General features: G+C 67.1%; 1 protein-coding gene. It reads right to left on the bottom strand.

What is annotated here, in order from left to right; all coding sequences use genetic code 11:
• Positions 1-1,153 (bottom strand): type IIL restriction-modification enzyme MmeI (locus ENSA5_RS33310; RefSeq protein ID WP_258183100.1); only part of this gene is annotated, 1,153 nt, incomplete at its 3' end.
• Positions 1,154-1,205 lie beyond the last annotated feature (52 nt).

Genomic DNA, 1,205 nt, shown 5'->3' with positions numbered 1-1,205 from the left:
CGGTCCGGGGGTCGGGGGACGGGAAGGGGAAGTTTTGGAAGCAGTCGCTGGGCGTGTAGCGGAGGTCTTGCTTCATCGAGGAGCCGAGCGCCCGGGCCCAGCGCTCGTGGACGCGGGACTGGAGGGTGGCAAACGAACTCCTCGCACTCGCGACGATGACAATCAGTTGCTCACTAAAAACGCTGTCCGGTGGCTGCGTGGAGAAACATAGGTGTTTGGTCACGCGGGCGGTCACCAAGCACCGCGAGATGTCGGCGAGGGCCGCGTACAGTGCGGGCGCCCGTTCACCAAACTTCCACCAGTACTTGCGACGTACTTCCCTCTTGTTCTTGTCTCGCTCAGGCTTGACCTTGTCACGAACAATACCGATGAGGTCAGGCCAACGCTCTGCCTCACTCAGCGTCATGTCGCCGAAGTCGATCACGTAGCGGTCAAAGCCCTGGTCTGGGTTTCGGTTGACCTCCGCCCCGCCGAGGTAGGGCTTGGTCAGCTCTGCGTTGCGCTCGTCCCGGGCCACGAGCGCGTCTCGCTGCTCGGGCGTCAGCGTGAAGCCCAAGCCCAGCACAATACTCCCCTGGAAGCTCAGATCATCGTTGCTCCGCAGCCCGACCGGGTCGGCTCGCTCCGCACGAGCCGCCAGGCGCGAGTTGATCACCGCCACCCGCCGCGCCGTGAGCCGCCCCGTCGCCGCGTCCACGGCCCGGAGCACGGGCTCCTCCACACACTTCCCGACCGACCCCGTCGCCATGTGCACGACCGACACCGTCACCGCAGCCCCGGGCGCCGGCCACGTCAAGTCGACCGTCGCGTCATAGATCACGCCCCCCCTCGCCACCAACGCCGCCAGCCCCGTCGTCCGCGTGTCCCCCTGCCCGATCGTGTTGGTCGCAACCAAGCCGAGCGCCCCGTGGGGCCCGAGCAAGTGGTCCGCCCGCCGGAAGAAGTGCGCACACAAGTCCGCGTTCCCATGCGCGCCCGGGTGCACGACCTTGAGCCAGTCCAAATACTGCGCTCCGCCCCCGGCGATCACCCCATTTTTCCCGGCAAAGGGCGGGTTCCCGACCACCGCGTCAAAGTAGGCCACCCGGTTCTTCTTCCCCCCCGCGAGGGGGTCCGGCCGCCCCTCCCAGAACACCTCGGGAAACTCCAGCATCCAGTGAAAGGGCGCCTGCCCCTCCAACAATTCCCCCCGCAAGCCCTCGACC

The sequence above is a fragment of the Enhygromyxa salina genome, assembly GCF_002994615.1.
GTDB classification, from domain to species: Bacteria; Myxococcota_A; Polyangia; order Nannocystales; family Nannocystaceae; genus Plesiocystis; species Plesiocystis salina_A.
The sequence above is the reverse complement of the archived record's forward strand: the minus strand, read 5'-3'. Positions and strand labels throughout refer to the sequence as shown.